The sequence below is a fragment of the Yeosuana marina genome, assembly GCF_011762485.1.
GTDB classification, from domain to species: Bacteria; Bacteroidota; Bacteroidia; order Flavobacteriales; family Flavobacteriaceae; genus Yeosuana; species Yeosuana marina.
Genome location: NZ_JAAKGI010000005.1, coordinates 243,381 through 263,111, shown reverse-complemented (window position 1 = coordinate 263,111; position 19,731 = coordinate 243,381). Strand labels below are relative to the sequence as shown.

Genomic DNA, 19,731 nt, shown 5'->3' with positions numbered 1-19,731 from the left:
ACCTGCGGTTTTATCTTTAACTTTTTAAATATTCAGGGATTACTTCTTGAGCCTCGAATGTTGCATTGGTTTCAGCTTTTCGAATAATATGTGTGTTATGTTCTTCATCAATCATAATGACATTGGGTCTGAAAGTTATAAATTGCATCCATTGAGTCATATTATATGCACCAACACGACGTATTGCAACTTTATCACCTTTTTGTAAAAGTGGAAACTGAACGGCTGCTCTCACAACATCGATATTCATGCATAACGGACCGTAAAGTGTTGTGTCTTCTGTTTGTTGGGTTGTAGTTTCCACAGGTAAAACTTCATGTTCATACCAAAAAGACGTAAAAAGATTATTTACACCAATGTCTAAAATGGTAGAGCGTCTACCGTCTGCCAACCGCTTATTTGCTAGTACAGTACCTAATAGGTAACCAGCATCATCAATCAAAGCTCGTCCGCTTTCTATAATAAGTGTTGGTAACTCGTTTGGAGCAAAATTAGCACTCATTAATGCTCCTGTAATAGCATCTGCATAGGCATCAAAAGTAGGGCAGGTGTCTTTACCAGGTAAATACGCGCCTTTTAAAGTATTTTTAGACGCAAAACCTCCTCCGATATCAATGTATTGAATGGCATGATTAAATTTTTTCTTTAATGACGTGGCTAATTCTGCAAGTTTTGATATCGCAACAGAGTAAGCATTTGGTGTTGTAATATAGGTGCCAATATGGGTATGTAATCCAACAACATCAACCTTTTCGCTATACATTAATCGGTTAAGCGCTTGCCAAGCTTCACCATTTTCATAGTTAAAACCAAATCTATCCCATTGCGGATAAATACCCGTATTCATATTTACTCTAATGGCCACTTTTGGTCTTTTATCAGTGGTTTCAGCTAGTTTTAAAATAGTATAAAGCTCATCGAAATGGTCTATATGGATAAGCGATAAATTTTCAATAGCCAATTTTAAGTCTTCATCACTTTTATCTGGGCCGTTAAATATAATTTCATTTCCTGAAACTCCATTATTCAACGCTTTTTGATATTCAAATCCAGAAACTACTTCGGCCCAAGATCCCAATTTGTGAAATGCTCTACAAACGGCATCGATATAATTTGTTTTGTACGACCAGGCAAATTGTACTTTTGGATACCTTGACGTAAATGCACTTGTAGCTTCTTCGTATGTTTTCCTAATGGTTGGCTCTGAAACTACAAATACAGGTGATCCGTATTGTTCTAGAATATCTTTAACAGGAACAGTGTCTATTTGATTAAGTGTCTCAACCGATGTTTTCATTCCAAATTTATCGGGGACACCAGCGTTTATCTTGCTGATTATCGGTCTTTCGTATCTAAGCTTTGTCATTTTAATATTTTTTAAATTATAATTCTCCTGTAATGCTAAGTTTCTCAAATTGGGAAATATCTGCTATTAAATCATAGGAATAACGGACGAACATTTTACCAATATCATATTTTGTAAACGGAGGAACATCTTCATCATTAGCTAATTTTATAAGAGCTTCGGGTATATTCTGTCCGGCTTCAACAGCTAAATAAACCCATGCCGGAATACGCGGATTAATCTCAATAAGATAGTAATCGCCTTCGTTATTTTTTATTAACTCCAGTTCCATACCACCGCGCCATTTGGTGTTTTTAATAAGTTTGCATGTAATATCTAGCATAGTTTCATCGCCTAAAGTTATTCCACCCCATGCTTTTCCTTTGTCGGTAATGTATTGCTTTCGCATAGGAACAGCAGCAATGGTATTTCCTCTGCCATCTCCAAGGGCTATAACATTTACCTCGGTTCCTTTAATAAATTCTTGTATAATAACGGGTAGGCCCCATTTTGAAGAAATTTTATTGAAATGCCCAATAACTTGCTCAGAATTATAGGCAATGTAAGCATCGTAAAATTTGCCTTTTACTAAAACTGGATAATCAAAATCGTCGCGTAGTTTTGAAATATCGTTTACACTGGTTAATGATTTGCTTTTGGGAACTTTAATATTGTATTTCTCACCAAATTCAACCAGTTTTTCCTTTTCGCGTTCTTCAAATTGTAGTTTTGTTGGAAGAAATGATTTAATATTTAAAGATTCAAGCTTTGCTTGCGAGGTTATAAAGGTGAAAAGTTCAGCATCAAAATTAGGAATTAGAAAATCTATGTTTTCTATGCTGTTAATATATTCGATTCTATTAAGAAGCGCCTCAGATCCAACCGATGGATATGGAATTTGATACACTTTATCGGCGACGTTTTCCATATAAATACCGGGTTCAAGGTTTTCATAAACCAAACCGATTATTCGAACATCAAATGATTTTGCGCTTCGCAGTGCTCTAATAACCGGAACACCTGGTCCTGGGTTATCAGTATTATTAAGCCCTGTTACTGCAATAGTATATTTGGGTTTATTCATTTTCCAAAATTTTATGATGTTTAAGCATATCTATAAAGTCGTCATAATTTCGCTCGAAAGTAAATTCATCAGCGTCATACTTATTAAGTATATGAAATGAAATATCACTTTTTGATTTTCCTAATTTCACTAATTCTAGTATTTCTTTACCAATACTGTTTAGTGAATATGAATCACCTGAATTGGGATCGAATACAAAACCGGTTTCACTTATGGCAATGTTTTTCTTTAATTTCATATGTAGATATTTATTGATTTTTTTGTTATATGTAATTTGCAGATCTTTATCGGTATTTACGACCGCTTTTTAGGTCATGCTCATTTCATATTATAATTTTTTAATTATTATTACCAAGTTCCAATTTCTTTTGAAGAAGTTACTACGGCATCAAATTCCTCTTGTGAAATGTAGCTTGCAGCATATTCTCCGTTGTTGTTTAATACTTGAGGATAAAAACCACGCAAATGATTTCTTGATCCCAGATTAAGATTTTCAAAAACATATTTAAAGTCTTGATTATCTGAGTTTTCAAGCAAATGATTTAAATCCATAATATCTAAATCTTCTATAATTGCACCTACAATAAGGGCTTCAGTTAAACTAACATTTCCTTTTGCTATGAGCGAATCATAGATACTTTGTAAAGATTCGTCTTTAAATACTCCGGGTTCAGTTGTTACTGCTGGATCAACAATATTATACTTGTTAAGCAGTACTTCAACGGCAAACATATGGGTTTCTTCACTGTTCATAATATTGGTGAAAATTGTCATTTCATATTTGGCATATAAATACTGGTAAACATCTCTAGCTAATTTTTCCTCCTCTCGCATGTGAATCATTGAAGATAGTTCAAATTCGCTTAATTCTTCTGTGGGTAAGCTTAGAATAGTAGTTTGAATTTGTTGATATAAAGCTGATAAATCTGTCGAATCTTGATTAACATCTGGTATATCTGATACATCTGCTGAATCTTGAATTGCGTCTGTTAACTCCTCTGTTTCATATGCTATAGTTACTGATTCATCATCTTTTGAACATGATAAACTCAGGAAAAATGCAAAAACACTAATTATAAAAATTTTATACATATCGTTTCTTTGTTTTAATTCAAGAACAAAATTACAGATACATGCCTTTTTATATGTTACGAAATTCGGTAATAGTTTTATAGTGGCAAATGGTCTCCACTAAAATTGAAATTAGAAGAATCTATGTCAATGAAACAAAATGTTTGTATTTCTTTCTTTAAGTTTATTATACCGAGTTGCTAAACAATGGTTTAATTAATATTTTTTATTATAAATTATAAACTGATTGTTCAATTTATAACAAATCTTCAAGTGCTATTCTTTCACTTCTATCATCTTTTTTATACTCGCTTACCGTTATACCAGTTTCTTTTTTAAATTGACTAGAGAGGTATTGTACACTACTGTAGTCCATCATGTAAGCAATTTCAGACAGTGTAAATTCATCACTGTCAATAAGTTCTTTAATACGTTCAATTTTATTTTGTATAATAAATTTTTCAAGGGTAGTATTCTCGTATTTTGAAAACAGTTTTGATAATTGTTGGTAGCTTAGGTTTAGTTTTTCAACTAAATAGTCTGTTTTTTGAACTATTGAATTAACATTATTCATGAAATGAATTAATTCAATAACGGCAAGTTTTGTTTGCTCAACAATTCTTTTTTCTCTACTTATAACAAGACCAAAACCTACTTGTTGTAAAGTTTTATCAATTTCTGTAAATGAGGGACTATTTTCTGAAAAAATAACTTCGGCATATCCCAGTTTAATGAATAATACTTTTATATTATTACTTTCTAATAGGTTACGAACAATAGGGATACAGCATTTGCACATCATGTTTTTAATATACAATTTTTCCATATCTCTAATGCTTTGAATTTATGAATTATAAAGAATAAAATGGTGGACTAAAGTTAATTAATTTTTTGTAATAATTTTATAGTAATGATTGTTATACTTTATTAAGTAATCTATACTAATTAGGTGCTTATATTTTAAGTTTGATGTTGTTTAAATTAACGTTAACCCTAAGGACAATAGATGCGCACAATCTATTTTTTTTACGTATTCATGTTTCTACTAACTTATGCCTTAAGCTTATTGATAAATTTAAAAATTATTGTATCTTTTAACAAAAGACATTTATCAAGAATACAAACAAATATTGTTTGTAAAAATAAGGTTACTTTTATTTAAATAAACATCATTTTCAACACTATAATTTTTTTAATATGTATGATAAATTTTCCTTCGAAAATACATTAAGTAAACTTTGGGATAAGTTGGACGGATGGCTTGATGCTATTATTTTAAAATTACCAAACTTTGTTTTGGCTATTATCATTATGATAATGTTTTACTTTATTGCAAAAGGTGTTCGAAATTTATTACGAAAATTTTTGTTAGGCAGAATCAGTCAGAAATCTATACAAGATATCGTTGCGAAGATTGTTTTTGTTTCCATATTTTTAGTTGGTTTTTTTATTGCTCTTGGAGTTTTAAATCTCAACAAAGTTTTAACAAGTGTTCTTGCTGGTGCAGGAGTAGTAGGTTTAGCAGTTGGTTTAGCACTGCAAGGCACATTAAGCAATACGTTTGGTGGCGTGATATTATCATTTATGCCTAACATTAGGATTAATGATTTTATAGAAACGAATGATACAGAAGGTTTTGTTTCAGAAATAAGTTTACGTAACATAGTATTACGCAAAACCGATAATAATTATGTGGTTATTCCTAATTCAAAATTTATAGAGAATACCTTCACAAATTATTCACTGAGTAAACGCAGTAGAATTTCAGTGAGTTGTGGTATAGGTTATGAAAGTAATTTGCAGAAAGTTGAAGATTTAGTGTTGCGAGTTATCTCTGAAAATTTTAACCAGAAAAAGGGAGAAGATGTAGAGTTTTTCTTTACCGAATTTGGTGATAGCTCAATAAATTTTATAACCCGTTTTTGGGTAGATATGATTAGTACAAAACAAGAATTTGAAGCAAAGCATAAAGCCATCAAACTTATTAAAATGAGCTTTGATAGTGAAGGTATTAATATCCCTTTCCCAATTCGTACTTTGGATTTCGGTAAAAACAGATTACAGTTAGATGTTGACAAAGAAGAGAAATAATAAAAATGAGCTATAATTACAACAGATATTATAAATTAAAAATTTAATATCGCATTATTTCTCAACAAACAAATATTCAGCATAACGAATAGCTGTTGTTACCAAGCCGTTTCTGTTTATTGCTTTATTAATAAATAAAGATAAAGTGTTCTGGTTAATTCTATGTCCCTTTACCATGACGAATTCAGGAAATTTTAAAGTTTCTATATCTTTTAAAGGATTGGTTTTTGTTAATAATAGATTTGCAATTTTACCTTCTTCAACAGTGCCCATATTTTTAAACTCTTTTTGCGTTTTAGATGGGTTTATTGTGGCTGTTTTTAGTGTTTCATAATTACTTAAACCGGCTTCTTTGTAAAGATTTAGTTCTTCGTGCAAAGAATAACCTGGAGCAGTAATACCAATACCAGCATCTGTACCACAAATAATATTAACACCATTTTTTTGCATCTGTTTTAATAAATATAAATGAAATTGATGCTGTTTATAGATGGCCTCTGTAATAGAGGGATTCAGTGTTTTTTCAGATTTCCATCTATTATATTGGACTTTGCTATCCGTTATTTGAATTAATGGATTGATGTATTTCAAAAAGTCAGGATTGAGGCCATTTCCGTTTTGCTCCAACAATTCATAAATTTTATAGTAACCTATTAATGTTGGAGAAAATGACGTTTTTGTAGCAACAAATTTTTGTATTATAGGTTTAACTTTAGTGGTGTCAAGATTAAAATTCAAACCTTCTTGAACGATTTCTTCCATATGCTCCATGCTTACAACTTGAGAATTAAACTGTTTTAAGTAAGGCATATTTCGGTTAGGATGCGAAACAATTTTAATGTTAGAAACTTTTGCTTGTTCAGTAATAGCTTTAAAAAGTTCTTTATTTAAACCTGCATATATTTTAATGAAATTAAATCCTCTTTTCTTGTATTCAATTACTAATTTTTTAGCTTCATCTGCCGTTTTAATTTGTACTTTGTCATCGCCAGAATCATCAGAACTGGTCAATTTCGGACTTGAAGTAAAAAACATAGGACCAAGTATATTCTTATTTTCTATATCTTTTTTTATTCTTAAATGCATAGGATATCCCCAAAGATTTCTGACTGCAGTAATGCCATTAGCTAGATAAAGTCCCAATTCATATCTATCCCATAAGTGGATATGCATGTCAATCAGTCCTGGAGATAAGAACATATTGTTTCCATTAATGATATCGTAACCATCAATGTATAAAGAATCGGCTTCTGCTATTTTTTTGATCAAACCTTCTTTTATAAAAATTGATTTATGCTCCAATATTGTGTCTTTTGTCATAGGCACAATATTGACATTGTTTATAACATAGGAGTTTTTAATTGAGTCTGGATAGTTATTAAGTTTTAGATAATCTGTTTTATAATAATCTATAGCTAAAATAATCAGTATATAACCTGCTAAAATTAGGACTAAAAGAGTAAGGGATTTTAGAAAAATTCTAATGTATTTCATAACTAATTTAGTGGTAGTTAGTAATTGAGTAGATAACGCCTTTATGACCATCAAAATCAAATTCTTTACTGTAAGTCATGCCAATTTTTTGTAATACTCTAACAGAAGCAACATTATCAATCATAGCTCTACCAACTATTCGGTTTAATTGAAGCTCTTGAAAACAAAAATCAATACAAGCTTGTGAAGTCTCTGTGGCATAACCTTTATTCCAATATTTTTTAAAGAACCGAAAACCGATATCATATTCGTCAAGTTCAGGTGAGTATTTAAGCCCACACCAACCAAGGAATTTATGGGTTTCTTTATCAATTACAGCCATTCTACCTACACCGTATTTTTTATATTGATCGTATTGCTTCAGAAACTCTTTGGCGGCATCAATGTTTTTAAATGGCACATCTCCAGTGTATTTTAAGACTTCAGGATCAAGATTTAGGTTATAAAAATGTTCTGCATCTTTAGGTGTAAGATGCCTGAGCAAGGTTCTTTTTGATTGTAAAATATAGTCGTTCATTTCATTTTATATTGAAAAATGAGTAGGTTTTATTGTCAGTTTTTATTTAAGTATTTAAGTTTTCCATATATAGTTTGTTATAGAACTTGACGTTAACATACTCCATTTTAGGTTGAAAGTTTACAAATAATATTTTTTACTAAATCATAATCATAATAATATCTTTTTTGGTTCCTACTTTATAATGACATTTTTTATATGAATGATGATTTGATAAAAATTATAGTAAATGTGGATAATAAAAATCAAGACCAATAAAAATTGAGACGAATGATTGATTTAGTTATTGATTTAACGTAAAAAGACCCCTAAAATCCATCAGCTAATAAAAGCTGTTAAATCCTTATGTAATTCTTTCATTCATCGCAAAAGAAATTTTCAAGGTCTTTTTAACGGTAATTTTGGTGCTCAATTTAAAAACTAATTAATTATGAGAATGCCTTTTACCGAATTTATTACAAACGGAGATGTAAAATTTATTATTGTTTTTGTCATTTTTAGTGCAACAGCAATAGTTCATTTTGTTAAAAAATTAAAATCAAAAAATAGTCCAGAGTACCAAAAATTAGTAAAATATCATAACTCAAAAATAGACATAGCAGCATTTTGGATACTTATTTCAGGTATTCTATCATTGCTATTAGGGCTCATGCATAGTTTCTATTTTATAGGAAAAGCGGGAGGTATTGCTCCAAATTTAATATTTCAAGGAATTTCAACAGCCTTGATTACACCAGTTCTGGGAGTTGCTTTATTTATGATTTGTAAAATCCTTAAAGGAACGTTTAATAGTTTAAAACAAAACGCTTAAAACATGCAACCTATATATAACATTATTATTTTTATTTTAATGAGTAATTTGTGCCTTGCACAACAATCTGTTTCTAAAGGAGATAGTTTAAGACAGGAAGGGAAATTAGACGACGCCATTAAGGCATACAAGGAACTTTATAACAAAGCACCTAATCACCAAAAAAACACATACAATCTTGCTTGTGCATATGCCTTGACCTTTCAAAAGGATAGCGCTTTTTATTATTTGAAAAAAGCCTTAAAAACGGATTCCTCTCTGTGGGCTTTAGCAGATACAGATTTATATGCTTTGATAAATGACTCGCGTTGGTCAACTATTGAAAATGAACAAATGAAGAAGTTTCAGAAAAAAAACGGGGTGCTTAAACAACCCGAGTACACAAAGCAATTACTGAATATTATTTTAAAAGATCAGGTTTTGGATTTTTATGTTGACCAAGCTAAAAAGTTTTACATGGAAAACGGATATATCCCACAATGGTATTATCCTTTAGGAAATATGAAGAAGAATAAAGCACAAGACAATTATAGCAAAATTCAACAATTAATTGCTAAATATGGCTGGCCAAAGTATTCTAACGTTGGAAAGTTGGCGGCAGACGCTCCATTGTTGGTTATTAATCATCATGAGGATGATTCTGTTAGAAAAAAGTATCTGCAACAAATAAAGCAGTCTTGTTTAGAAGGAGAAGGAAGTTGTATGGAATACGCTAAAATACAAGATAGAGTATTAGTTAACGATGGCAAGCCACAAATTTACGGTATGCAATTTCGTTATAAACTGGATCAAACCTTAGAGCCATTTCCCATTGTTGATCCAGAGTATGTAGACCAACGAAGAAAAAAAATTGGGTTGGAGCCTTTAAAAGATTATTTAAAAAGAAAAATTAATTACGACTGGAATGTTGAACAAAAAAAAAGATGATGAATAAAGAATCTTTTATTAAGGAATTTATGAACGAAATTTGGAATAAAAAGAAGGTCGATTCAATTGCAAAATATGTTCACAAAGAATATACTATTCATCTTGATGAAGCAGACCCTTGGGAAGGAAAAACATTAACGCATTCTGAATTTAAAAAACGATTAAATTTTTCATTCAACTCATTTCCGGATATGAATTTCGAAATAACTTCTGTCATTCCTGAGGAACATCATGTTGCGATTACTTGGATTTTAACCGGAACAAATCTTGGTTTTATAGGTCTATATCCACCTACCAAAAAGACTATTAATACAAAGGGAACGACAATTTATCATTTTAAAAACAATTTAATTAATGGGCACACTCAAGTTTTTAATAGAGTAACGGTTATGAAACAATTAGGTTTTATATGATATGAAAACAAAAAAAGAACAGAAAGATATCTACAAACAAATGAAATTTCCAATAGGGGTTTTTCAAATAAAAAACGTAATAACTAATAAAGTTTTAATAGATAACAGTGCTGATATGGAATCCAAATGGAACAGGCATATAATGGAACTTAAGTTAGGAAATCATAGGAATAGAACTTTTCAAAAAGATTGGAATACATACGGAGAAGAAAATTTTGTTTTTGAAGTTTTAGCAGAACTTAAGAACAATGATAAGGAGAATAGTAATTATAATAAAGAATTAAAAGCTCTTCAATCTTTAGTAATTGAAGAGCGGGATATTAAAAATTCATATTAATAAAACCAGAAATTAAAGGGTTAAAATTGGTAGATTCTTGAATGTGTTAATCATCATCGTCATCAGTATCATGGCCTGCTAAAGCTGCTGGATATTTCTTTTTTCCTTTGACGCTAAACCAAATAATTCGGTTTAAAACATCATCAATACCCGAATCGATATGATCATATTCTGGTCGCATCGATTCTTTAGCATACGATAACGCTTTTCCTTTTAATTTACTTAAATCGGGATTCATTTCATTTAAAGGAATTTTGTTTTCAACAAAATTGAAAGGCTCCATATTTGGTGTACTTTGAAAACATTCAAACATAGGTAACGCAGTAGCATCCATTAAATTCATAGGAGGAATTCCTAAAATTTGTTCAATAGATCGAACGACCGATGTTTGATTGTAATTTGTTTTTATCGTCTTTTTTAAACGACTATAAGGGCTCACTATAAAGCCTGTAGTTCTGTAAGCAGACACATGATCCCATCCAGCTTGTGAGTCATCTTCGGTCACAAAAATAACCGTGTTTTTCCAAAATTTACTTTTGCTTACGGCTTCAATAATACGGCCCAATGCTAAATCGTTATCTGCAACCATGGATCTTGGTGTAGGCATTCCTGGTCTTGTGCCCGATGTGTGGTCTACAGATAATGCCATAACAGACAATTCTGGAAATTGATCTCCAGGCATGTTTTCATAATCTTCTAATTCTTTTATAAAAGCGGACGCTCTAATTTGGTCTGGAACTTTTAAATAATCAGATCCTGGGTAATTTTGAGATAAAAAAGGCTCAACTCTAGATATGGTCGTTGTATTATGAAATTCTAATGGTTTGCCTGCTTTGTAATTTTCATAAATGTCTGTCCAACTTAAATTGGGGTCAATATTAGGTTCGCAAGCTTCACCATATATTCTAACAGTTTTGCCATGATCGGCAGCATTATTCCAAATAAATCCTTTTTCGTTATATACTAATGCGTCGTTTTGAACATGAGGATAGCTTCTAAACCATGCTCTTACATTTTTTTCTACATAATCTGAAACCATAGCTGCATCCGTCCATTGATGCCCTTCGGCAGAACATTTACCCGACGCATAATAATTATCCATTAAAAGAAAATCTTTGGCAAGTTTATGTTGGTTTGGGGTAATGCTATCGCCAAAAACGCACAGATTACTACTACCATTTCCTTCTTGCATATCCCCTAAAATTTGATCATACGTTCTATTTTCTTTAATAATGTAAATAACATGTTTAAACAAGGAAGGCTCGCCAATACGTTCAGGCATTGGTCTTGCAGGCTGATTTTTACGTGGTGACAGTTTAGCAAGTTCAATTCTAAAATTAAGCATTTGTGCTTTTACGCGTTCTGTATAGATTGCTAATTTTTTAGAATCTGGAATTGGAATGATTGAAACAGTAGCCTTTTGATGATGTGAGTTAAAAGCACCTTCTTTGACACGTTTTGTGATATTCATAGGATTACTCATGTCTAAACTATTTACACGAGCACCTTCACCTTCTAAATTGGTTACAAAAAGTGTATTATTATAAATGGTTAAACCTCCGGGATACGCTTCGGTAGGAATAAAACCCTCAATAAAACTTTCTGTAGTTTGGTTTCTTAATTTTACTACAGCCAATGCGTTATCCATACCGTTGGCAACATATAAATAGGCATCGTTAGGACTTATGGCTAGGGCATTAGGTGAATTTCCTAAAAAGCCCTCTTCACCTGTATCAATTTTTACAGAAATAATCTCTTCAGTTTCTAATGTTTTTGGGTTGATAACATACACATTATCCGTATTGCCATTGCTTACATATATATGCTGCTTGTTATTGCTTTGTATAATATCGTTTGGGTGGCTGCCAACAGGAATAGATTTAATTAGTTGTCCGTTATTAATTGAGATAACAGAAACGGTACCAAAAGGTGTAGAACCCGTTTGCGGATCTATAAAGGCACTTCCGTAAGGAACACCAGCAGTTTCTTTTTTAGAATCTGTAGTTGGGATGTCGCCAGCCCAATTAGTAACAAATGCTTTATCATTATTAATGGTTATTCCATAAGGAGCAACGCCTGTGTAGACAGACCACACCGTTTCTTTGGTTTCTAAATCAATTTTTTCTAAGGTATTGTTTCCATTCAATACAACATATAAAAATTGTTTTCCGTTTTCTGTATGAATCGCCAAGTCGTTAGGTAAGGCTAAAGGAGCATCGTCTATAGGTTTAAAATCAAAAGTAGTTTCAATTTTTAGTGTTTTAGTATCCCAGATGGCTTTAAATACTTTAGCTATTTTATTTTTTTTATCGTCTGCACTCCAAAAAATTTCCGTTATATCATTTGTTTTTAAAACTTGAATCCCAGAATAGGTACTCATGAAATTTTTGTATTCCGGATGGTCTTGGTAAGCCCATCTGCTTACAATTTTATTGGTTTTACTGTTCAAAATAGCAATACCGTATCTGTCTTCAATGGCTAAAAAGTTTGTGTTAGGGATTGCTTGAATATCTAAACTATGATTTTCCAAATCTGGATTTCCATAAGAAACAACCTTGCCAGCAGGATCAATAACACGGTTATAAGGCATCAAAACGGGTAGGGTTGTACCGTTTAAGTTGCTCGTATCGTACGTGCTATAATGTTTGGAAGTTTCACTTGTTTCTAATACATTTTGCTTTGTATAAGTGCGACATGCAGTAAAATATAATGCTAAACAAAGTAAAAGCGTTTTTATAATTGAATGCTTCATAGTTTTTTTCTTAAGATAGATAAATAAGAATAAGGTTTCTAAAATAGAATAGATTACAAATTTAGCATATATGAGTGCATTAACTTAATTTTTTAACCTTAAAAAAAGATTAAATTAAGGCAAGTATCTTGTCTTTTAATTATTATTCAATTTCAGGAATTTTTGCTTGTAAAGTTTTGAGTAGGACGTTTAACGATAAACGGTTTAGATATTGATTTTATTAAATTCACAATAACTTATTTGATTTAGAATATTTTTATTGACAATTAATATTTCTTTTTAAAAATTATTGAAAACAATCAGTATTTAGCTATTTATTCTATTTCAATGGTTAAATTTGGATTTTTAAAAGCAAATTAACGCAGAGTCATTAATGAGAAAACTTAACGAATTTATTTGGGAAACACATGGTATTCATGCAGGTACAGAAAGGGATCATGTAAAACATGGTATTGATAAATTAGAAGATATTGTAGATAAAGCTATTGAGGCAAATCACCCAAGTATTACGTTTATAATTCATTCGCCAAGATTAACAAGTTTTCGTTATACCGCAGAAAGAGATACGAATGTTAAGTTTATAAGAGGTAATAAATCGTATTTAAATTACCCTAAACGCATTGCTAATCTTCGTAAAAAATATGAAGGACAAATAAACATTAAATATGGTGTTGAATTAGAATGGATGGGACCCGATTTGGGATTACAGTGGAGCCGATCGAAAATATTTCAGGCTGAAGATGCCGATTATGTTATAGGGTCTGTTCATTTTGCTCCCGAAGGCTTGCCATACGACGGCTCTAAAGAAGAAGCTCTTGAATTATTAAAAATAAGAGGAAGTTTAGAAGCTTACTGGGATGGTTATTTTAATGAAATGATTCAGATGATTGAATGTTTTGGTGATATGATTCAAATTATTGGACATATTGATTTGCCAAAATTAAATGTTGATATGCCTGAATCATTGCTCAACTTTGAAACCAGTTCACATCCGTTAGCCAATAAATTCAGAACACTTTTAGAGCTTATTGCCGACAGAAATTTGTCATTAGACGTTAATATGGCAGGGAAATTTAAAGGAGTTGGTGTGTACCCAATTCAGAGTATTTTAAGGCGCGCTAATGAACTTCAAATTCCGGTGTGTGTAGGGACTGATACGCATCATGTCCGTTATTACGGTTTAAACTTTAAGGAAAGTTTAGAATATATTCAAGAAGCTGGTTATGAGAGTTATGTGAGTTATTCAAAATTAATCCCCGAAAATCGTACCATTTTTGATGATCATGATTTAAAAGTAAAGTATACCGTTTTAAATAAAGGTATTGAATTATTAAACCAACGATTAAATGATGATCAAAGACGCATTATTCCTGATTTTTCTTTTGGAGGTTCGTTTTTAGAATTTGTAGATATTTATAAAAATTCTACAGGTATGGGAGAGTATAATGCCATTAGAATTAGAAAATGGGGAAAATCAATTACGATTACCAATGAGATTCCTAAAATGACGAACCAAAAAGTGAATGGTTTGTTTTCTGAGCATTTGGATGAGCCAGGAGTTATTTCATCATTGTTTAACACGTTGGCTTCAGAAGGGATTAATGTTGAAACCGCACGATTAAAGTCTAATAATGATGGGACTGCTATTGCATTTTTATCCATTGAAAATGATAATGGAAACGTTAAAAGTGCGATTGACTTTATGAAGGGGACAGATTCTGGTGTTTTTAGTAAGTTGATTTATAAAGAAAATGCCCAATTGCCAAATTATTACCACGAAGGTGTGTATTTATTAGAAATGGATGGGGTGAAGTTAAATTTAGCTTTAAATGATAAGGTGATTTTAACTAAACACCACAACGCGCCTGGCGTTCTTTTAATATTGCTATCTGCATTAGCTTCCAAACATATTAATATTATTGATTTAAGATTAGGGAAACTAAATAATATTGGATATTCTGCTATTGCCGTAGATGGAGACAGTAGTGTTATTAAAAATTTATTGTCTAAACTGGGAGATCAATATTATGAAGCCAATTTAATCGAATTTCATAGTATGTAATTGTAAAAAGGAACTTTCTGTTCACTAATCTTTCAAACACCTCATCCGATAATTTCACAATAATTTAAGCGTAATAAAAAAATATTGAAAACATGATTTTTGTCATGTTTTATACAATAAAGTATTTGTTAATTTGTCTTGTTATTTATTGGTTGGTTGATAACAAAAACAAGAGGATAATTCTTAAACGGGTTGTTCTCTTTTTTTATACCTATAATTTCCTCAAACCACGAGATTTCGTATTACCTTTTATTACCTAATTTTTAGTTATAAACTACAGTTGTTAATGTTACCGTTAAACGAAGTGCATTTTTTTGATGATAATAGTCATAGATTTTAATGTTTTTATTGAAGAATTTTACAACGTTTTTCTATATTGACTAGGATTAAACTAATTTTTGAATGAAAAAACTTAGATTTCGTACACGACTTATCATAGCTTTCTCCTCGATACTAGCGTTTATGTTAGTATTAGGCCTTTTTGCATTATATGAATTAAATACTATTGACAAGCACTTGCAGAGAATGTATAATCAACCGTTGGTGGTTAGTAATGCTGTTAGAGATATTGAAGCAAATACAGAATTAATTAGCCATAAACTAGACCATTTTATAATGGCTGAAGATAGTTTGGAGGCAGCAGTGCATCTTAAAACGATAAATACCTCTGATAAATTAATTAACAATTCGTTTAAAATTATTAGTAATAAGTTTTTAGGTGAAACAAGCAGTATTGATAGTCTTCACAACGCTTATAAAAATTACTCAGTACTAGTTGATGATATTATAAAATTAAAGAAAAAGGAAGACATTGTTGGAGCTTATAGTTTGTATCAAAAGCGAGGGAAAATTAAAGTAGATGATATTTATGAAAAGGCTAGGGTGTTAACAGATTTTGCACAAAATAAAGCAGATGAAATTTATCAAAATAGCATAGAAGAAACAAAACAGAATATAGTTTTGTTTTGTGTGGTTATGGCTATTTTTATCTTAGCGAGTATTAGTATTGCTATTACGGTTTCTAAAAGTATATCTAAACCAATATGGCATTTTATAAAAGAGTTAAAACTGTTGTATAAAAAAGAAGAGACCGTTCAGAGCGTTTTGTTAAATGAAAATGAAGAAAGGTTATTAGCAAGTTCTATTGAAGAATTAAAAACAGCGTATTTTAAACTAAACACCTTTAACTCACAACTCTCCGAAAAAGTTAAAGAACGTACTCATGAACTTCATAAAAGTAAAGACTTTCTCCATAATATTATAAATAATTTAGCTGATCCTGTTTTTGTTAAAGATGAAAAAAGTAGGCTAATCATTGTAAACAACGCTTTTTGCAACATTTTTGGAGTGTCTCAAGAAGAGGTTTTAGGAAAAACGTTTACGGAGGGTTTATCTAAAGATGAATTCAATCGTATTAATAACATTGATGAAAAAGTACTTGAAAATGGAGAAGAACATATTAAGCAAGATAGTTTAACTACAAGTCAAGGAGACTCAAGAACGGTATTAACAAAAATAATAAGATATGTTGATGAAAGTGATAAGCGGTTTTTAGTTGGGGTTTTAACAGATATTACCGAACTCAAAAACCAAAGGGTTCAACTCAAAAAAGCAAAAGAAAAAGCCGAGCACAGTGAAAAATTAAAAACAGCTTTTCTAGCCAATATGTCTCATGAAATTAGAACGCCTATGAATGCTATTTTAGGGTTTACTAGTTTATTAGATGATGATGTTGTAGATGAAAGTAAAAAGAAAAAATTTATTGAATTAATTCAAGAAGCAGGAAAGCGCCTATTAGCAATAATATCTGATGTTGTAGATATCTCTAAAATAGAAGCAAAACAATTGTCAATAAATTTAGACACTTGTAATTTAAATGAGATCATAGATAGCTTATATTTTCAATTTTCAATTCAAAATAAAACAAAAGATGTATCTATAGAAATTCATAAATCATTAGATGATAATGATTGTTTTGTTAAAACAGACAGAAATAGGCTGGTACAGATTTTATCAAACTTAATTGAAAATGCTTTAAAGTTTACTAAACAAGGGTCTGTAACATTTGGATATGGTATAGATAAGGATAAAATTAAATTTTATGTAAAAGATACGGGTATAGGCATTAGTGAAAAGGATAAAAAAATAATTTTTAATAGATTCAGTCAAGTTGATAATGAATATACAAAAGCAGGAACTGGCACTGGTTTAGGGCTTTCTATAGCAAAAGGTTTAGTGGAGTTATTAGGAGGTAATATATGGTTAGAGAATACTTTATCAGAAGGAAGTACATTTATTTTTACAGTACCATTTGTTTCTGATAATCAAAAAGAAACCTATGTGTCTATAGTTAAGGAAGACATGATAAAAAATAATATCGAAGAGAAAACAATTTTAGTTGCGGAAGACGAATTAACCAATTTCATTTATATCAGAGAGGTTTTAAAAGTTTTCAATATTAAAATTATTAGAGCAGAAAACGGACAAGAAGCAGTGGATTTATTTAAAGAGAACAAGGACATTAATTTAATATTAATGGATATTAAAATGCCTATTCTTAATGGTTATGAAGCAACTTTAGAAATACGAAAAACAAGTACAACCGTTCCTATTATTGCCATTACAGCCTATGCTATGGCCGAAGATGAAGCTTTAGCTATGAAAGCAGGATGTAATGAATATATTTCAAAACCCGTTTCAAAAGGGCTGTTATACAACGTCATAAAAAAATATCTGCATTTAGATTTTTAAGTTAGGTTCATGATGGAAAATGAAAACAAAACAATGGAACAGCTTTTGGCAGAGGTAGAATTCCTCAAAGAAAAAGTTGTAAAATCTGAAAGGTTAAATGAATCCATCGTTAAAACAGCAGTAGATGCTATAATAACAATTGAGGAAGATGGTTCTATTAGATCTTGGAATGAAGCTGCTCAAAGAATATTTGGCTATCATTCCAATGAAATAGTCAATAAATCTATACTGCAAATTTTCCCTAATAAGTACATAAATACCAAAGTTGAAATAGATATTAAACGATTAGTGAAGATTTGGCTTAGAAATAAAATTGGTCAAATTACAGAACTTTCGGCCATAAGAAAAGATGGTACAGAATTTTTAGTTGAAATGTCTGCATCTAGTTGGGAGTCAAATAATCAGTTTTTTATAACAGGTATTTTTAGAGATATTACAGAACGTAAACAAACAGATTTTAGTTTACAAAAATTAAGTCATGCTTTAAATACTACAAAGGAGGTGGTGTTTATGACAGATACTGATGGCGTCTTTACGTATATAAACCCGCAATTTACAAAGATGTATGGGTACGAACCTCATGAGGTTATTGGGTTAAAAACCCCCAGAATTATTAAGAGTCCTAAAAATAAAAGAGATTTTAACCTTTTTTGGAAAAAACTATTAAATAAAGAAAACATTGCAAGCTCCCAGTATACTAACATAAAAAAAGATGGAACCATAATTAATATTGAAGGCTCAGCAGATCCTATTATCAATGAAGAAGGCGAAATTATATGGTTTTTAGGAGTGCACAGAGATATTACGGAACGACTTAAGGTTTTAGATCATTTAAAAGAAGCTTTAGCAAAATCAAAAGAATCAGATTGTTTAAAATCTGAGTTTTTGGCAACCATGTCTCACGAGTTAAGAACCCCTTTAAACTCTATTATTGGTTTGTCTAGTTTAATTGATGAAAGCACTCCAAAAGAGGATGTTCTTGAGTTTAATAAAATTATCAATTCCAGTGGTGAGCATTTACTTGATATTGTTGAGGATCTTTTTGATATTTCGTTAATAGAGTCTGGACAAATAGAGGTTGTTAAGCGTCAAGTTAATTTACAATCAGTTTTACTAGAAGTTGATAGATTAATGAAAACTGAGCAAGACAAACTTGATAAGAATCATTTAGAACTTAATTTAATAGTTCCTAAAGAATATAAAAATATAAGTATCAGCACCGATGCCATAAAGCTTAAAAGGATTTTAAAGAACTTGTTAAAAAATGCTTTAAAATTCACAGAAGAAGGCTATATAAACTATGGTTATAATATCTACCAAGTTGATGATAAAACCATGGTTAAGTTTTTTATTGAAGACACAGGTATAGGTATTCATAAGGATCATCAGGAACTTATTTTTGAAGTTTTTAGACAAGCAGATGGATCCTTTGGAAGAAAACATGAAGGTATGGGTGTAGGTCTTTCAACAGCAAAAAAATTAATAATTCTTTTAGGAGGTAGTATTTGGGTTGAATCTTTAGAAGGAAATGGAAGTTCATTCTTTTTTACGATTCCATTCGAACAAGAAAATAGTTTGATTGAACTAAACAGCAAACTTGAGAATGATAATAAAAACACACAATTAAAAACGATTTTAATTGTTGAAGATGACGATTCTAGTTATGAGTTTATAAAATCTGTTTTAGAACTAAAAAACATCAATTACAAAAGAGCTGAAAACGGTAAGATTGCGGTTGAATATTGTAATAATAATTCTGATATTGATTTAGTTTTAATGGATATAAATATGCCTGTTATGAACGGGTATGAAGCTTCAAAACAAATCAAGTCGGTTAATCCAAAACTACCCATTATCGCACAGTCTGCTTATGCTATTTTTGGAGATAAAGAAAAAGCCCTACAAGCAGGCTGTGACGACTATATTACAAAGCCAATTGTAATGGAAGATCTCCTGACTTTGATTTATAAATTTCTAGATTAATTTCATTTATACTTAATATATTTAGTCGATTAAGTGCATAAATTTAGGTTGAAAACCTATTTTTATTGTCTAAACTAACATTTGTCATATTTT

At 30.7% G+C, this 19,731-nt stretch carries 16 protein-coding genes; 8 read left to right on the top strand and 8 right to left on the bottom strand.

What is annotated here, in order from left to right:
* Positions 1–16: 16 nt before the first annotated feature.
* From G5V56_RS08390 to G5V56_RS08370, 5 genes are all read right to left on the bottom strand, one after another.
* Positions 17–1,366, bottom strand: a complete 1,350-nt coding sequence (locus tag G5V56_RS08390; RefSeq protein ID WP_166963794.1) for a type III PLP-dependent enzyme domain-containing protein — start codon at positions 1,364–1,366, stop codon at positions 17–19.
* Positions 1,367–1,382: 16 nt separating this feature from the next.
* A complete protein-coding gene (locus G5V56_RS08385; RefSeq protein WP_166963792.1) occupies positions 1,383–2,429 on the bottom strand; it encodes an ATP-grasp domain-containing protein in 1,047 nt (348 codons plus the stop codon).
* Positions 2,422–2,667 (bottom strand): PqqD family protein, encoded by a 246-nt coding sequence (locus tag G5V56_RS08380; protein WP_166963790.1) that lies wholly within the window; start codon positions 2,665–2,667, stop codon positions 2,422–2,424. Before G5V56_RS08380 ends, G5V56_RS08385 begins: the two co-directional genes overlap by 8 nt.
* Positions 2,668–2,777: 110 nt before the next feature.
* Entirely contained in the window at positions 2,778–3,521 is a 744-nt protein-coding gene (locus G5V56_RS08375) for a DUF2202 domain-containing protein (protein WP_166963789.1), read from the bottom strand.
* A 235-nt stretch (positions 3,522–3,756) separates the two neighbouring features.
* Positions 3,757–4,326 carry a helix-turn-helix domain-containing protein gene (locus G5V56_RS08370; RefSeq protein ID WP_166963787.1) on the bottom strand — a complete coding sequence of 190 codons (570 nt, stop codon included), beginning with the start codon at positions 4,324–4,326 and terminating at the stop codon, positions 3,757–3,759.
* A 371-nt stretch (positions 4,327–4,697) separates the two neighbouring features.
* On the opposite strand from G5V56_RS08370, the gene G5V56_RS08365 reads away from it, so the two are divergent.
* Positions 4,698–5,591, top strand: a complete 894-nt coding sequence (locus tag G5V56_RS08365; protein ID WP_166963785.1) for a mechanosensitive ion channel family protein — start codon at positions 4,698–4,700, stop codon at positions 5,589–5,591.
* Positions 5,592–5,645: 54 nt separating this feature from the next.
* Here the strand turns inward: G5V56_RS08365 and G5V56_RS08360 are convergent, their stop codons facing one another.
* Entirely contained in the window at positions 5,646–7,085 is a 1,440-nt protein-coding gene (locus tag G5V56_RS08360; protein ID WP_166963783.1) for an amidohydrolase family protein, read from the bottom strand.
* 7 nt (positions 7,086–7,092) lie between these two features.
* Positions 7,093–7,602, bottom strand: a complete 510-nt coding sequence (locus G5V56_RS08355; RefSeq protein ID WP_166963781.1) for a GNAT family N-acetyltransferase — start codon at positions 7,600–7,602, stop codon at positions 7,093–7,095.
* Between the two features lie 430 nt (positions 7,603–8,032).
* Between G5V56_RS08355 and G5V56_RS08350 the strand changes: the two genes are divergently transcribed.
* Genes G5V56_RS08350 through G5V56_RS08335 form a run of 4 tightly spaced genes read left to right on the top strand, consistent with a single transcriptional unit; the run spans position 8,033 to position 10,090 of the window.
* Positions 8,033–8,413, top strand: coding sequence for a MotA/TolQ/ExbB proton channel family protein (locus tag G5V56_RS08350; protein ID WP_166963779.1), 381 nt, complete (start codon positions 8,033–8,035; stop codon positions 8,411–8,413).
* 3 nt (positions 8,414–8,416) lie between these two features.
* Entirely contained in the window at positions 8,417–9,340 is a 924-nt protein-coding gene (locus G5V56_RS08345; protein ID WP_166963777.1) for a DUF6624 domain-containing protein, read from the top strand.
* Complete coding sequence (locus G5V56_RS08340) at positions 9,337–9,753, top strand: ester cyclase (RefSeq protein WP_166963775.1); 417 nt, start codon at positions 9,337–9,339, stop codon at positions 9,751–9,753. The genes G5V56_RS08345 and G5V56_RS08340 overlap by 4 nt, the downstream gene beginning before the upstream one ends.
* Positions 9,754–9,793: 40 nt before the next feature.
* Entirely contained in the window at positions 9,794–10,090 is a 297-nt protein-coding gene (locus G5V56_RS08335) for a GIY-YIG nuclease family protein (RefSeq protein WP_166963773.1), read from the top strand.
* A gap of 46 nt (positions 10,091–10,136) precedes the next feature.
* On the opposite strand, the gene G5V56_RS08330 is transcribed toward G5V56_RS08335, so the two are convergent.
* Positions 10,137–12,842, bottom strand: coding sequence for a bifunctional YncE family protein/alkaline phosphatase family protein (locus G5V56_RS08330; protein WP_166963771.1), 2,706 nt, complete (start codon positions 12,840–12,842; stop codon positions 10,137–10,139).
* Between the two features lie 373 nt (positions 12,843–13,215).
* Here G5V56_RS08330 and G5V56_RS08325 point away from each other — a divergent pair, with 373 nt between their 5' ends.
* The 3 genes from G5V56_RS08325 to G5V56_RS08315 all read left to right on the top strand — a co-directional run bounded on the left by G5V56_RS08325 (position 13,216) and on the right by G5V56_RS08315 (position 19,638).
* Complete coding sequence (locus tag G5V56_RS08325) at positions 13,216–14,904, top strand: histidinol-phosphatase HisJ family protein (protein WP_166963769.1); 1,689 nt, start codon at positions 13,216–13,218, stop codon at positions 14,902–14,904.
* 402 nt (positions 14,905–15,306) lie between these two features.
* Positions 15,307–17,655, top strand: a complete 2,349-nt coding sequence (locus tag G5V56_RS08320; protein ID WP_166963767.1) for an ATP-binding protein — start codon at positions 15,307–15,309, stop codon at positions 17,653–17,655.
* A gap of 33 nt (positions 17,656–17,688) precedes the next feature.
* Entirely contained in the window at positions 17,689–19,638 is a 1,950-nt protein-coding gene (locus G5V56_RS08315) for a PAS domain-containing hybrid sensor histidine kinase/response regulator (RefSeq protein ID WP_166963765.1), read from the top strand.
* Positions 19,639–19,731 lie beyond the last annotated feature (93 nt).

Excerpts from the sequence above, each read along its gene's own strand:
- G5V56_RS08380 (WP_166963790.1), bottom strand. The coding sequence starts at position 2,667 with ATGAAATTAAAGAAAAACATTGCCATAAGTGAAACCGGTTTTGTATTC.
- G5V56_RS08390 (WP_166963794.1), bottom strand. The coding sequence starts at position 1,366 with ATGACAAAGCTTAGATACGAAAGACCGATAATCAGCAAGATAAACGCT.
- G5V56_RS08375 (WP_166963789.1), bottom strand. The coding sequence starts at position 3,521 with ATGTATAAAATTTTTATAATTAGTGTTTTTGCATTTTTCCTGAGTTTA.
- G5V56_RS08315 (WP_166963765.1), top strand. The coding sequence starts at position 17,689 with ATGGAACAGCTTTTGGCAGAGGTAGAATTCCTCAAAGAAAAAGTTGTA.
- G5V56_RS08360 (WP_166963783.1), bottom strand. The coding sequence starts at position 7,085 with ATGAAATACATTAGAATTTTTCTAAAATCCCTTACTCTTTTAGTCCTA.
- G5V56_RS08345 (WP_166963777.1), top strand. The coding sequence starts at position 8,417 with ATGCAACCTATATATAACATTATTATTTTTATTTTAATGAGTAATTTG.
- G5V56_RS08355 (WP_166963781.1), bottom strand. The coding sequence starts at position 7,602 with ATGAACGACTATATTTTACAATCAAAAAGAACCTTGCTCAGGCATCTT.
- G5V56_RS08365 (WP_166963785.1), top strand. The coding sequence starts at position 4,698 with ATGTATGATAAATTTTCCTTCGAAAATACATTAAGTAAACTTTGGGAT.
- G5V56_RS08385 (WP_166963792.1), bottom strand. The coding sequence starts at position 2,429 with ATGAATAAACCCAAATATACTATTGCAGTAACAGGGCTTAATAATACT.
- G5V56_RS08370 (WP_166963787.1), bottom strand. The coding sequence starts at position 4,326 with ATGGAAAAATTGTATATTAAAAACATGATGTGCAAATGCTGTATCCCT.
- G5V56_RS08340 (WP_166963775.1), top strand. The coding sequence starts at position 9,337 with ATGATGAATAAAGAATCTTTTATTAAGGAATTTATGAACGAAATTTGG.
- G5V56_RS08350 (WP_166963779.1), top strand. The coding sequence starts at position 8,033 with ATGAGAATGCCTTTTACCGAATTTATTACAAACGGAGATGTAAAATTT.
- G5V56_RS08330 (WP_166963771.1), bottom strand. The coding sequence starts at position 12,842 with ATGAAGCATTCAATTATAAAAACGCTTTTACTTTGTTTAGCATTATAT.
- G5V56_RS08325 (WP_166963769.1), top strand. The coding sequence starts at position 13,216 with ATGAGAAAACTTAACGAATTTATTTGGGAAACACATGGTATTCATGCA.
- G5V56_RS08335 (WP_166963773.1), top strand. The coding sequence starts at position 9,794 with ATGAAATTTCCAATAGGGGTTTTTCAAATAAAAAACGTAATAACTAAT.
- G5V56_RS08320 (WP_166963767.1), top strand. The coding sequence starts at position 15,307 with ATGAAAAAACTTAGATTTCGTACACGACTTATCATAGCTTTCTCCTCG.